Here is a 12,505-nt window from a genome sequence, read left to right as displayed (position 1 = left end):
GCCGGGCTTCCATCCGGGTTGCCAGGCCCGGGGGCAGGCGGCCGGGAGGGATGGAGGGGGCGGGCGTGTCAGGTTGTCCAGATATGTCTACAGGGCGTCGGGTGGACGAAACCCGACATGCACACTGCTCACCGGGGCCCAAGGCGCCGTAAGGTGCGAGCCCTGGTGGCTGTCGATGTCGTGGAGGGGTCATGCACGAGTGGTTGGAGGCACTGCGCAAGTCGGCGAAGGCGCCCTCGGAGGGTGTGCAGGCGGAGGAGGTCCGCCGCGCGGAGACGGAGTGCGGCGTCCCATTCCCCGAGGACCTGGCGGACCTGTACCGGGCGCTGGACGGCGGTGAGTTCCAGGGCGAGGTGCGGCTGTACCCGCTGCGTGGCGGCGAGGGTGAGCCCAGCGTCCTGGAGAAGAGCCGGCTGATGGTGGTGGGGCTGCCCGCCGCGGGCGTATGGCGCTTCGGGTTGAAGGGCGCGCACCGGCACCTGTTCGTCGCGCGCAAGTCCGCGATGGAGGAGCAGGGGGACGGTGGAGGTCCGCTGCCCGGCTGGGTGGACGCGCTGGCCGGGGAGGATTGGGTCTTCGGCACCTGGGACGGTGAGAAGAAGGAGATGCGGCTGTACCGCGCGCTCAAGGACATGCTGGAGGTGCTGATTCCGCCCGTGGAGGAGAAGGAGACCTTCGGGGAGCGGACCTTCGCGCGGGCGATGAACGCCGTGCTCCAGGGCGCGCTGTCCGGAGCGGCCGCGCAGGCGCTGGAGGACGAGGAGGTGGAGACCTCCGAGAGCCGTGGCGCTGACTACGCGAGCGGCCTGTCCGCCCTGGCCCGTGACGCGGCGGAGGACGAGGAGGCCGAGGTGTCCAGCGAGGAGGAGCTGGAGGAGGAGCTGGCCGAGGACACCGGTGAAGGTGAAGAAGAGGCCGAGTCCGCCGAAGAGGAGGCCCCCGAGCAGGAGGAGCTGTTCGAGGAGCCCGAGCCGAAGCGCCCCGCCGTGAAGAAGGCCCGTCGCGAGAAGGCCGTCACGGAAGTACCGTCCGAGCCCGCCGAGCCCGCCCGGAAGAGCGCCGCGAAGAAGGCCACGGGCAAGGCCGCCGCGAAGGAGGGCGCTGCCGCAGCTGCGCCCGCACGTGGGGCCGCGAAGGGCACCACCGCGAAGAAGGGTGCTGCTTCGAAGGGCGCTGCCGCGACGAAGTCCGCCGCGAAGGGCGCTGCCGCGAAGAAGAGCGCTTCTGCGAAGGGCGCTGCCGCGAAGAAGGGCGCTGCCGCGAAGAAGGGCACTGCTGCGAAGGGCGCTGCCGCGAAGAAGGGCGCTGCTGCGAAGGGCCCCGCCGCGAAGAAGGGCGCTGCTGCCAAGAAGGGTGCTGCCCCGAAGGGCGCGGTTCAGAAGCGCGGTGCTGCCGCGAAGAAGGCCACGGCCAAGAAGGGCGCCACCGCGAAGAAGGGCGCCGCGAAGAAGGGCGGTGCTGCCGCGAAGAAGGCCGCGCCCGCGCGTGGAGCCGCGAAGAAGGCCACGGCCAAGAAGGGCGCCACCGCGAAGAAGGCCACGGGCAAGGCCGCGGCGAAGAAGTCCTCACGCCGCCGGTCCTGAGCCTCATGGGTGGACGGCCTCCCCCGGGAGGCTCCACCTGGGAAAAACACGGGGCGCGTCCCACCCACGGGGACGCGCCCTGTTTTTCGCCACGGTCCCAGCTACCCCTCGGGCAGCAGGTCCGGCGACTGCGCGCGGAGGCCGGGCTCGTCGGGCTGCGCGGTCAGCTCGCGCTCCTCTTCCTCATCTTCCCTGCCGAAGCGCTGGATCTGATCCGGCAGGATGTCCCGCGCATCCGCCTCCTCCTCCATGGGCGGCGACAGCGCCAGGTCCTGGTCAGAGATGTTGATCTCCTCCTCGCCGGTGTCCGGGTTCCGGTGGCGCAGCGAGGTGGACTCGCCCACATCCTCGTCTCCGAGCTTGTTGAACTTCATGGGGTCTCCTCGACAGGGACGGTTGAGAAACGCTTCCGTGTCCCCACGAAAATGAGCCCCCCGGACGGCAGCGGCAATGGACGCCGCACGCCTGCCTGGCGGGCCCAGCCCCGTTCAGCGGGGAGCCGTCGCCGGCTGGCCGTCAGGGCTGCCGGGCTTCACCTCGAACAGCACCATCCCCAGCGCCAGCACCCGGGAGAGCGTCTCGCGCACCGTGTAGCGCCAGGGGGTCGGCCGTCCCTCGTCCGCCGCCACGCCCCACGCGTCGATGCCCACCGAGTTCGCGATGAAGAGCGCCCGCGACAGGTGGAAGCGCTGCGTGACGAGCACCGCCCGGTCCGCGCCGAACACCGAGTGCGCCCGCAGGCAGCTGTCATAGGTGGACAGCCCCGCCTCGTCCCCCAGCACCGCGTCCTCCGGCACCCCGCGCTCCAACAGGTAGCGCCGCATGGCCCGCGTCTCGTTGTGGAAGGGCGCCGAGTTGTCCCCGCTCACCAGCAGCGACCGCACCTTGCCCTGCCGCCACAGCACGATGGCCGCGTCCAGCCGCTGCGCCAGCACCGGCGACGGCACCGCGCCCGGCGCCAGCCCCGCCCCGAACACCAGGGCCACCGGGGCCTCCGGCGCCCCCGCCAGCGGCACGATGCGGCCCTGGTAGCGAAGGCGCACGAAGTGGGACAGGCCCAACACGACGGCCAGGGCCAGCCCGAGCAGCCCCAGGCCCCTGCGTACCCACACCCTGGTCGTGCCGCCAGCCTTCATGGACCTCGCGCAACAGTCGGAAGGGGCCATTCTCTTCCGGCGCCCCCCGCTCGGAAAGCACCACGGGCGGCCGGGAAGCGGGAACTGTTCACGCCCGCCCGGCCCCTGGACGGCGGTGGCGGGGGGCTGCCGCCGGGCCCCATCCGGGCACCCCGCCGTTGACCGGCCCCGGCCCCGCCTATATAGGGGGCCCGCCGTCCCTTAAGGCCAGCCCGGGCTGTCACGGGGCGCGCGCCGCACGTCTTACGAGGAGTTTCCGGTCCATGGCGTCCCTTCGCGACATCCGCAAGCGCATCCGCTCGGTGAAGAACACGCGGCAGATCACCAAGGCCATGAAGATGGTCTCCGCCGCGAAGCTCCGGAAGGCGCAGGACGCCATCCTCGCCGCCCGCCCGTACGCGCAGACGCTGGAGCAGATCATCTCCGAGCTGGCCGTGCGCTCCGCCGACCAGGAGCTGGCGCACCCGCTGCTCGCCTCCCGCCCCATCCGCCGCGTGGAGCTGCTGCTCCTCACGTCCGACCGCGGCCTCGCCGGCGGCTTCAACTCCAACGTCATCCGCCGCGCCAACCGCTACCTGTACGAGAACAGCAACCTCCAGGTGCGCGTCTCCACGGTGGGCCGCAAGGGCAACGACTTCTTCCGCAACCGCGGCCAGTCCATCCGCAAGGACTTCGCCGGCCTGTACGCGACGCTCAACTACCGCTCCGCCGCCAACGTCGCGGAAGAGCTGGCCGCCGCCTTCCTCAACGACGAGGTCGACGCGGTCTACGTCGTCTACAACGAGTTCGTCTCCGCCATCACCCAGAACGTCGTCGTCTCGCAGCTGTTGCCGCTGCAGCCGGCCGCGGTGAAGGCCGCCACGACCGCCACGCCCGAGACCGTGACCTCCGCCCCGGCCCTGGTGGACTTCAAGTACGAGCCGTCCCGCCAGGCCGTGCTGGACCGGCTGGTGCCCCAGGCGGTGAACATCAAGCTGTACCGGGCGCTGCTGGAGAGCGTGGCCAGCGAGCAGGGCGCGCGCATGAGCGCCATGGAGAACGCCACCAACAACGCCACGGACATGATCTCCAGCTACACCCTGCTCTACAACCGCACCCGCCAGGCGGTCATCACCAAGGAGCTCATGGAGATCGTCTCCGGCGCCGAGGCCCTCAAGTAGTCCGCCTCCCGGCCGGTTGGACCCCCAGGGCCCGCTGCTCCGCGCTCCCACGAGCGCCGGGCACGGGCCCTTCGTGTTTCCAAACCCCCCCACTCAGCCCCCCCGAGCAGCCGGGCGCGTCAGAGGGAAAGCGCAAGGGACTGGCGCCAAGGGCACCGCTCCGCTAAGCGGGACTTACGCAGGCGGACCCGGGAGGCTTGACCCTGCCGGGCACCCCCCGGTAAAGGGGGCCCGCCCACACCCCTCTTCGGGGTTCGATTTCCTGACGGGCGGCGGCGCCCCGGCCGCTCGCCACACGAGACAAGGCAGAGGAGTCCCATGAGCGCTCAAGTCCCGACGACTGGCAAGATCACGCAGGTTCTCGGCCCCGTGGTCGACGTGGAGTTCCCGCCCGGCGGGCTCCCTGAGGTGTACGCGGCCCTCAAGGTGACCAACCCCAACCTGGGCGCGGAGAAGGACAACCTCACCATCGAGGTGGCTCAGCACCTGGGTGAGAACACCGTGCGCTGCATCGCCATGGACTCCACGGAGGGCCTGGGCCGCGGCATGTCGGTGCGCAACACGGGCGCCCCCATCCAGGTGCCGGTGGGCAAGGCCACCCTGGGCCGCATCATGAACGTCACCGGCGAGCCGGTGGACGAGATGGGCCCCGTGAACGCCACCGAGTACTGGCCCATCCACCGCCCGCCCCCTCCGTTCACGGAGCAGGACGTGCGCGTGCAGATGTTCGAGACCGGCATCAAGGTCATCGACCTGCTCGCCCCCTACACCCGTGGCGGCAAGATCGGCCTGTTCGGCGGCGCCGGCGTGGGCAAGACGGTGCTCCTGCAGGAGCTCATCCGCAACGTGGCCGTGGAGCGCGGCGGCTTCTCCGTGTTCGCCGGCGTGGGTGAGCGCACCCGCGAGGGCAACGACCTGTACCACGAGATGCAGGACACCAAGGTCATCCAGACCGACAACCTGGAGAAGAGCCAGGCGGTCCTCGTGTACGGCCAGATGAACGAGCCGCCCGGCGCCCGCGCCCGCGTGGCCCTCTCCGCGCTGACCATGGCGGAGTACTTCCGCGACGTGGAGGGCCGTGACGTGCTCCTCTTCGTGGACAACATCTTCCGCTTCACCCAGGCCGGCTCGGAAGTGTCCGCCCTCCTGGGCCGCATCCCCAGCGCGGTGGGTTACCAGCCCACGCTCGCCACGGAGATGGGCGGCCTGCAGGAGCGCATCACCTCCACCACCAAGGGCTCCATCACCTCCGTGCAGGCCATCTACGTGCCCGCGGACGACCTGACGGACCCGGCGCCGGCCACCGCGTTCGCCCACCTGGACGCGACCACGGTGCTCAACCGCTCCATCGCGGAGCTCGCCATCTTCCCCGCCGTGGACCCGCTGGACTCCACCAGCCGCATCCTGTCCGCGGACGTGCTGGGCGCCGAGCACTACGCCGTGGCCCGCCGCGTCCAGGGCATCCTGCAGCGCTACAAGGAGCTCCAGGACATCATCGCCATCCTGGGCATGGACGAGCTGTCCGAAGAGGACAAGCTGTCCGTGGCGCGCGCCCGCAAGATCCAGCGCTTCCTGTCCCAGCCGTTCTTCGTGGCCAAGGTCTTCACCGGCAAGGACGGCCGCTACGTGAAGCTCCAGGACACCATCCGCGGCTTCAAGGAGATCGCGGACGGCAAGCACGACAACATCCCGGAGAGCGCCTTCTACATGGCGGGTGGCATCGAAGAGGTGCTGGAGAACGCCAGCAAGCTGGCGGCGGCGTAAACCTCCCATGCGCCTGACCGTCGCGCTCGCCCTGCTGCTCTGTGGTGCCGCGCCTTCCGCCCTGGCGGAGGAGCGCGGCAGCCGGGCACGGGTGAGCGCGAACGGGCTGTACAGCGTCCGCATGGTGGACGTGGGCGTGGGGAAGTGCCGGCTGGAGATGCTCAAGGAGAACGGGCCCCTCTGGTCGGCGGACGTGTGCGTGGGGACGGTGGATGACCTCTACTTCGCGTCCAACGACGGGGAGAAGGTCTGGGTGCTCTACCCGCTGGTGGAGAAGGGCAAGCCGCCCCCCAGCAAGGGCAAGAAGAAGGCGAAGGGCAGCAGCCTGGCGTGGGCGCGGGTGATGGTGGCGGCCCAGTTCGACCGCACCGGGCAGAAGCTCCAGGAGCGGCGGCTGACGGAGCTGATGACGACGAAGCAGCTGCCGGAGGTGCGGCAGCTGGCCCACCACCTCAAGTGGCTGGAGGGCACGCTGGGCATCCCGGGCAAGGGCCCGCGCCTGACGGACGCCGGGGTGTTGGAGTTCGAGCCGGTGGGCGCGCAGACCCAGCGGCTGACTTTCTGATGCGGTAGTGCGGTAGCACGAGGACCTTCATGGCCAAGCTGACTGTCGAGATCGTCACCCCCGAGAAGCGCATCCTGTCCGTGCAGGCCGACGAGGCCATCGTGCCGGGCGGCGAGGGCCTGTTCGGCGTGCGTCCCGGCCACACGCCGTTCCTGTCGCTGGTGGAGCCGGGCACGCTGACCCTCATCGAGGCGGGCAAGCAGGACCGCTACTTCGTGGCCGGTGGCTTCGTGGAGGTGAGCAACGACAAGGTGCTGGTGCTGGCGGACGCCGCCGAGCACGTCAACGGCATCGACGTCGCGGGTGCCCGCCGCCGCATGGAAGAGGCCCAGGCGCGCCTCAAGGACCTGAACAGCGCGGACGCGCGCTACGCGCTGGAGCAGGCCGCGGTGCGCCGCGAGGCCGCGCGCATCAGCGCCTCCGAGTCCCGCTAGGCGTTTCACGCCGCGGTATCCGCGAAGGGTGGAGTCCGAAGTCCCCGCTCATCCGGGGGCCCGGCGCTCCACCCTTTTCGTTTTCCCGGGGCTCGGACGAAGCATGATGCTCAAGCCATGAGCACGCCCGATTCGCCCGTCCTGGAGCTGTTCCACCGCATCGCGGATCCGCCGTCCGCCACCGCGCGCCGCTTCGTCGTGGACCACGCGCTGGAGGACCGCGTGCGCTTCCGCAACCTCACCTACGAAGAGGTGGAGAAGGACTGGCGCGAGCGCGGCGGCCACACGTCCCCCGCGCTGTGGGACGGCGCGCGGCTGCACCAGGGCGCGGAGGCCGTGGTGGCGCGCTTGATGGCGGTGGTGAACCTGGGCCGTGACGACGCGTGATCCGCGCGCGTCGCGCGTGCACGCCGCTTGGATGAAGTGAAGTCGCTCACGTCAAGGTGAACACCTGAGCCCGTGGGCACTTCACGCGCACGAAGCCACCCGTGCGTCCCTTTCGGTTCATGCGCAGCATTCGAAGTTGGACATGCACGCGTGCTCGCGCGTTTCAACGGGCTCGCCTGCTTGCTGAAACGCAGCGGGATGCGATAGCTACCGCGCCCCCGGTTGCGCCGTGGTTGCGGCGGAGGAGGCGGACAGTGGCGATGCGCGCGGTGCAATCCAGCGGGACCTTTCTTGTCCGGCGCTCCACCGTACCCGCCTCGTGCACGTCAAGGCCCCATGATCGATCCGCCATTGCGTCGCGCGCCCTCGCAGCGTTCATCTCGGTGCTCGTCCTTGGCTGAGGCTCGGGTAATCTCCGCCCCTCCGATGCCGCTGACTCCCGCAGACCGCCAGGACCGTTTTCACGCGGCATTCCTGGGGCTCGCCATCGGGGATGCGCTCGGCTTTCCGCTGAGGGGCATCCCCCCGGCGAGCCTGGCGCGGCTGCCCGGCCTGGCGGAGGACTTCGCGCCCCGGCCGCGCGGCAAGTTCGCCAAGGGCCAGTTCAGCGACGACACGCAGCTGCTCCTCGCCGCCGCGGAGAGCGTCATCCGCGAGGGCAAGGTGGACGGCCGCAGCGCGGCGCTGCACCTGGCGTGGCTGTGGCAGGAGGGCATCATCCTCCAGCCGCCGCGCAGCCTCTCCGAAGCGCTGCAACGGCTGGCCAGCGGCACGCCGTGGATGAGCGCGGGGGCTCCGCTCGGCACGAAGTGCCCGTCGGTGCTCAGCCGCGCGCTGGTGGTGGGGCTCTTCGAAAGCGGTCAGCGCGCGCGCCTGCCGCACGACGCGGGCGTGCTCACCGTCATCACGCACAAGGACCCCGTCTGCGCGGCCGCCGCGGCCGCGTTCGCGCAGGCCGTCGCGCTGGGCATGGAGGAGGAGGCCCTGACGCCCGCGGCCTTCTGCGAGGCCCTGGCGCTGTCCGCCGCCGTGCACGACAAGAACCTGGCGGAGGAGATCCGCCACCTGCCGCGGCTGCTCACCTGGGACACGCAGCGCGCGCTCAACCAGCTGCGCAAGGTGGGCGTGCCCCCCAGTGAGTTGAAGGGCGTGGACGGCCTGCCGTGCCACGTGGTGCCGGTGCTGCTCACGTCGCTGTACGCGACGCTGAAGGTACCGCACGACTTCCGCGAGGCCGTGGTCCTCACGCTGCGCTGTGGCGGCGAGGCGGACGTGGCCGCCGCGCTCACGGGCGCCCTGCTGGGCGCGCACCTGGGCACCCGCGCCATTCCGGCCCGCCTGCGCAAGCAGGTGCTGTACGCGGAGAACCTGCTGGACACCGCGGACCGCCTCTTCCGGGCCCGCCAGGTGCGCGAGACGCTGGCCACGGCGATCGCGCACCAGAAGACCCGCCGCTAGCCGGACACCCCGCCTGGAAGGGCGGGGGCACCAGGCAGGCAGCCGGACGAGGCCGGGGTGTGCGGCGGGACTTCTCCCACACACCCTTCCTGACCAACTTCAGGGACAGACCGGGGACAGCTGGGACGCCGAGCAGGCGGCCGTCAGCGGTTCCCCGTGAAGTCATCCTGTCGGAGGCACGGTCGTGGACCTCGAATCGGAACGCCTGGAGCGCAGCCAGCTGGAGACGCTCTCCACCCCTGAGCTCATCCGGCACGCGCTGTCGGAAACCCGCCTGTTGGTGAAGGCGGAGGTGATGCACGCCAAGAAGGAACTGAAGCAGGAGCTGCAGGCAGCCAGGCTGGCGGGCATCTTCCTGGGCGCCGGGGCTGTCCTGGCCCTCACATCGCTGTCGGTGCTCTTCGTCGCGCTGGGCCTGGCGCTGCCCCTGGGTGAGGCGGTGGGCGTGCTCATCGTGGGCGCGGTGCTGCTGGCCGTGGCCGGACTCCTCCTGTTCCTGGGCACCAAGCGGATTCCCAAGAAGCCGCTGGTCCACACGCAGGAACGCTTGAAGACGGACCTTCAGATGACCCGGGAGACGCTGCAATGAGCCAGGCCTCCGAGACCGAAACGCACGCCGACCACGCCATCACCAAGCGCATGGGTGACCGCGAGCAGGTGGAGAAGACCGCGGACCGCATCCGCGACGAGCTGCTGCTCACCCTGGAGGAGCTGGACCGCCGGCGCGCCCGCGCCACGGACGTGCGCTACCACGTCAACCAGAACAAGGACCTGCTCATCACCGTGGGGGCCGCCGCCCTGGTGGCGGTGGGCCTGGGCGTGGGCATCGCCATCTACCGCGCCCGCCACCACGACGAGCGCGTGCGCCGCCTGCGCCGCAAGGCCCTGGAGCGCGCCTGGGCCCACCCGGACCGCGTGGCCACCAGCATCGAGGACAAGCCGCTGGGCGCGGAGCTGGGCCGCAAGGTGGTGATGATCTTCGTCACCTCGCTCGCCACCGCCGTGGCCCGCAACTCCATGCAGACCCTGGTGCCCTCGCGGACCGTCACCAAGGTCCCTGCGGACAAGGATAAGAAATACTGAATGCGTAAAAAGCGGGCATAAAGCAGACTGATGTCCATGACGGACCTGCTCTATGCGCGCGCGCAGATGGGGCTCTCGCTCGCGTTCCACATCGTGTTCGCGGCGGCCGGCGTGGCGTTGCCGGTGCTGATGGTGTTGAGCGACCTGAAGCACCGGCGCACGGGGGACGCCGACTACCGGAAGCTCAGCGAGAAGCTGGCCAAGGGCACCGCCATCCTCTTCGCGGTGGGGGCGGTGAGCGGGACGGTGCTCTCGTTCGAGCTGGGCCTGCTGTGGCCGGAGTTCATGGGCCGCTACGGGGAGGTGATTGGCCTGCCCTTCAGCCTGGAGGGCGTGGCCTTCTTCACCGAGGCCATCTTCCTGGGCATCTACCTGTACGGCCGCGAGCGCGTGTCGCCGGGCCTGCCCCTGTTCAGCGGCGTGATGGTGGCGGTGAGCGGCGCGGCGAGCGCGTTCTTCGTCACGCTGGTGAACACGTTCATGAACAACCCGTCCGGCTTCACGCCCACGCCCGCGGGGCCCACGGACGTGCAGCCGCTGGTGGCCATGTTCAGCCCCGGCTGGCAGTACCAGACGGCGCACGTGCTCCTGTCCTGCTACCAGGCCAGCGCCTTCGCGATGGCGGGCATCCACGCCTTCATCCTGCTGAAGCACCCGGGCGCCGCGTTCCACAAGAAGGCGCTGTCCATCGCGCTGCCGCTCGCGTGCGTCACCGCGCTCGCGCAGCCGCTGGTGGGGGATTTGTCCGCGAAGCACGTGGCGCGCGAGCAGCCGGTGAAGCTGGCCGCGATGGAGGCGCACTTCGACACGGAGGCGGGCGCGCCCTTGAAGGTGGGCGGATGGCCGGACGTGGAGACACGCACCGTCACGGGCGCCATCGACCTGCCGAAGGGGCTCTCCATCCTGGCGTTCGCGGACCCGGACGCGGAGGTGAAGGGGCTCAACGCGTTCCCCCGTGAGAACTGGCCGCCGGTGGCCAAGGTGCACCTGGCCTTCCAGGTGATGGTGGGCACGGGCAGCCTGATGGCGCTGCTCGCGCTGGCCACGCTGTGGCGCAGGTGGCGCGGCCGCGAGTGGCCTCACGGCAAGGGGATGATGCGCGCGTGGCTCTGGTCGGGGCCGCTGGGGCTGGTGGCGCTGGAGGCGGGGTGGCTCGTGACGGAGTGGGGCCGGCAGCCTTGGATTGTCCGGGACGTGATGCGCACGGGCGAGGCGGTGACGCCGGTGCCGCACCTGGCCGCGCCGTTCTTCACCTTCACGGCGGTGTACCTGTTCCTGGGGGTGACGGTGCTCTTCGTGCTCTGGCGGCAGGTGGCGGGCACGCTGCCCAGGGGGCCCGGCGAGGAACTGGATGGCGGGGTGGCCCATGCCCACTGAGACGACGGTGCTGGGGCTCGCGGTGGCGGGCACGTTCGTGCTGTACGCGCTCCTGGGCGGGGCGGACTTCGGCGGTGGGGTGTGGGACCTGCTCGCGCGTGGGCCTCGCAAGGCGGAGCAGCGCGCGCTCATCGCCCGCGCCATCGGGCCGGTGTGGGAGGTGAACCACGTCTGGCTCATCGTCGGGCTGGTGCTGCTCTTCAGCGGCTTCCCGCGCGCCTTCGCGGCCCTGAGCGTGGCGCTGCACGTGCCCCTGACGCTGCTGGTGCTGGGCATCGTGTTCCGGGGCACGGCGTTCACCTTCCGCGCCTACGACACGCGCGGCGACGCGGTGGAGCGCCGCTGGGGCGTGGTGTTCAGCGTGGCGAGCGTGGTGGCGCCGCTCTTGTTGGGCATGTGCGTGGGCGCGGTGGCCAGCGACGCCATCCGCATGCAGGGGCACGCGGTGGTGAGCGGCTTCTTCGCGTCGTGGCTGTCGCCCTTCGCGCTGTCCGTGGGCGTGCTGACGCTGGGGCTGTTCGCGTTCCTGGCGGCCGTGTACCTCACGCACGAGGCGCCGGCGCCGGAGCTGGCGGAGGACTTCCGGCGCCGGGCGCTGGTGTCAGGCGGGCTCCTGTTCCCGCTGGCCCTGGCCGCCCTGCTGCTGTCGCGCGAGGGGGCGCCGCGCGTGTGGACGGGCTTGCTCCAGACGCCCTTCGCGCTGGTGCTGCACTCAGGCACGGCCGTGGCGGCGGTGACGGCGTTCGCGCTCCTGTGGACGCGGCGCTTCCGGGCCGCTCGGGTGGCGGCGGCCACGCAGGGCGGGCTCATCGTCCTGGGGTGGGCGGTGTCTCAGGCGCCGTACCTCGTCTACCCGAACCTGACGCTCCAGAGCGCCGCGGCGCAGCCGGGGGTGCAGCGGCTGCTCCTGGTGGCGCTGGTCGTGGGCCTGGTGACGGTGGTGCCGTCGCTGGTGCTGCTGTTCCGCGTCTTCGGGCCCCGGGGACAGGCTACGACTTGAGGACCGGGAACAGGGGCGGGTGCACGACGCGGGGCTTCTCTTCGCCCCGCGCCACCAGCACGCGGGCCCCTTCGAGCAGGTCCTCTGACTCCAGGGCCTCCACCACGGTGCGCGCGGCGGTGTCCGGGTCCATCACGCGGCAGTGCACGCGCATGGTGCCCTCTTCCGTCTCGCCGCCCTCCACCTCGCCGTTGCCCGTCCAGCCGAGCGCGTCCGTGAGCAGCTCCTCCACGGCGTTGCGCTGCTCGAAGTCGTGGCCGGTGCCCTTGCCCTGCACCGAGTACTCCACGAGCAGCACGGACATGGCGTCCGGCTCGGGCTCGTCGTAGCCGGCGTCCACCAGGCTTTCAGCCTCCTGGGCGATGACCATGTCGGGGTCCTCGTCCGGGGGGACGGGGACGGTCTTCTGCTCGCCTCCGTCACCGACGGTGCCCCAGTGCACCGTGACGACACCCTCGTGCTCCCACGCTTCCCAGTAGCGCAGGGTGTCGCCGTCCTTCTTGTAGAGCTTCAGCAATGCGTTGGCCTCATTCGCGCGGACTCCATACCGCAACCGGG

At 70.9% G+C, this 12,505-nt stretch carries 14 protein-coding genes; 11 read left to right on the top strand and 3 right to left on the bottom strand.

The features are described from left to right. Positions 1–191: 191 nt before the first annotated feature. Complete coding sequence (locus D7X96_RS02130; RefSeq protein WP_121768840.1) at positions 192–1,583, top strand: SMI1/KNR4 family protein; 1,392 nt, start codon at positions 192–194, stop codon at positions 1,581–1,583. Positions 1,584–1,684: 101 nt separating this feature from the next. Here the strand turns inward: D7X96_RS02130 and D7X96_RS02125 are convergent, their stop codons facing one another. Both D7X96_RS02125 and D7X96_RS02120 read right to left on the bottom strand, forming a co-directional pair. Further along, the gene (locus D7X96_RS02125) at positions 1,685–1,957 is read right to left on the bottom strand and encodes a hypothetical protein (RefSeq protein WP_120550074.1); all 273 of its coding nucleotides are present in this window, start codon (positions 1,955–1,957) and stop codon (positions 1,685–1,687) included. A gap of 114 nt (positions 1,958–2,071) precedes the next feature. Further along, entirely contained in the window at positions 2,072–2,719 is a 648-nt protein-coding gene (locus D7X96_RS02120) for a SanA/YdcF family protein (RefSeq protein ID WP_199747071.1), read from the bottom strand. Positions 2,720–2,982: 263 nt separating this feature from the next. Between D7X96_RS02120 and atpG the strand changes: the two genes are divergently transcribed. The 10 genes from atpG (at position 2,983) to D7X96_RS02070 (ending at position 11,947) form a co-directional block, all read left to right on the top strand. After that, complete coding sequence (gene atpG / locus D7X96_RS02115; RefSeq protein WP_121768839.1) at positions 2,983–3,879, top strand: ATP synthase F1 subunit gamma; 897 nt, start codon at positions 2,983–2,985, stop codon at positions 3,877–3,879. Between the two features lie 318 nt (positions 3,880–4,197). Beyond that, the gene (gene atpD, locus D7X96_RS02110; RefSeq protein ID WP_121768838.1) at positions 4,198–5,643 is read left to right on the top strand and encodes a F0F1 ATP synthase subunit beta; all 1,446 of its coding nucleotides are present in this window, start codon (positions 4,198–4,200) and stop codon (positions 5,641–5,643) included. A 7-nt stretch (positions 5,644–5,650) separates the two neighbouring features. After that, positions 5,651–6,208, top strand: a complete 558-nt coding sequence (locus D7X96_RS02105) for a hypothetical protein (protein WP_120550078.1) — start codon at positions 5,651–5,653, stop codon at positions 6,206–6,208. Positions 6,209–6,237: 29 nt separating this feature from the next. Beyond that, entirely contained in the window at positions 6,238–6,642 is a 405-nt protein-coding gene (locus D7X96_RS02100) for a F0F1 ATP synthase subunit epsilon (protein WP_120550079.1), read from the top strand. Positions 6,643–6,759: 117 nt separating this feature from the next. Then, the gene (locus D7X96_RS02095; RefSeq protein WP_120550080.1) at positions 6,760–7,029 is read left to right on the top strand and encodes a hypothetical protein; all 270 of its coding nucleotides are present in this window, start codon (positions 6,760–6,762) and stop codon (positions 7,027–7,029) included. Between the two features lie 426 nt (positions 7,030–7,455). After that, positions 7,456–8,487: an ADP-ribosylglycohydrolase family protein gene (locus D7X96_RS02090; protein WP_120550081.1), complete on the top strand. Its 1,032-nt coding sequence runs from the start codon at positions 7,456–7,458 to the stop codon at positions 8,485–8,487. A 184-nt stretch (positions 8,488–8,671) separates the two neighbouring features. Then, on the top strand, positions 8,672–9,076 hold the full coding sequence (locus D7X96_RS02085) for a phage holin family protein (protein WP_120550082.1): 405 nt from the start codon (positions 8,672–8,674) through the stop codon (positions 9,074–9,076). Further along, on the top strand, positions 9,073–9,570 hold the full coding sequence (locus D7X96_RS02080; protein ID WP_121768837.1) for a hypothetical protein: 498 nt from the start codon (positions 9,073–9,075) through the stop codon (positions 9,568–9,570). Before D7X96_RS02085 ends, D7X96_RS02080 begins: the two co-directional genes overlap by 4 nt. Positions 9,571–9,606: 36 nt before the next feature. Next, positions 9,607–10,947: a cytochrome ubiquinol oxidase subunit I gene (locus tag D7X96_RS02075; protein ID WP_244219419.1), complete on the top strand. Its 1,341-nt coding sequence runs from the start codon at positions 9,607–9,609 to the stop codon at positions 10,945–10,947. Next, the gene (locus tag D7X96_RS02070; RefSeq protein ID WP_121768852.1) at positions 10,937–11,947 is read left to right on the top strand and encodes a cytochrome d ubiquinol oxidase subunit II; all 1,011 of its coding nucleotides are present in this window, start codon (positions 10,937–10,939) and stop codon (positions 11,945–11,947) included. Before D7X96_RS02075 ends, D7X96_RS02070 begins: the two co-directional genes overlap by 11 nt. Here the strand turns inward: D7X96_RS02070 and D7X96_RS02065 are convergent. Next, on the bottom strand, positions 11,937–12,464 hold the full coding sequence (locus D7X96_RS02065; RefSeq protein WP_120550085.1) for a hypothetical protein: 528 nt from the start codon (positions 12,462–12,464) through the stop codon (positions 11,937–11,939). The two genes, D7X96_RS02070 and D7X96_RS02065, sit on opposite strands and share 11 nt — an antisense overlap. Between the last annotated feature and the right edge of the window lie 41 nt (positions 12,465–12,505).

This window comes from Corallococcus interemptor (genome assembly GCF_003668875.1).
Classification (GTDB): domain Bacteria; phylum Myxococcota; class Myxococcia; order Myxococcales; family Myxococcaceae; genus Corallococcus; species Corallococcus interemptor.
This window is presented reverse-complemented; position numbering and strand designations above follow the sequence as displayed.